The following is a 255-nucleotide window of genomic DNA, read 5'->3' on the forward strand; positions in this document are numbered from 1 at the left end:
AGATGGACCGTCTCTTTGCCCCGCGCAACAACCTGTTTGTCCGTTACTTCTCGGATCGCGGGATGATGGCCTGCGATCCGGCGTTGGCCAACGCCTTGAGTGGTATCGAGGCCGCCTTTGGCGTCCGATTGTGCTATGCCACCCGCCAATTCGGCGGGGCCATCCACGAGTTGCTGCTGGTTGATGCCTCTGAGGCCCGGGCGGATCGCTACGACGGCTTCAAGTATTTTGTGTGGCGGCGCTTTGGGCTGGATT

At 60.8% G+C, this 255-nt stretch carries 1 protein-coding gene; it reads left to right on the forward strand.

What is annotated here, in order from left to right; all coding sequences use genetic code 11:
- On the forward strand, nucleotides 1–255 hold a 255-nt coding region (locus GUI70_RS23765), incomplete at both ends, for a hypothetical protein (protein WP_161884606.1).

It is taken from the genome of Deinococcus alpinitundrae (genome assembly GCF_009982895.1).
GTDB classification, from domain to species: Bacteria; Deinococcota; Deinococci; order Deinococcales; family Deinococcaceae; genus Deinococcus; species Deinococcus alpinitundrae.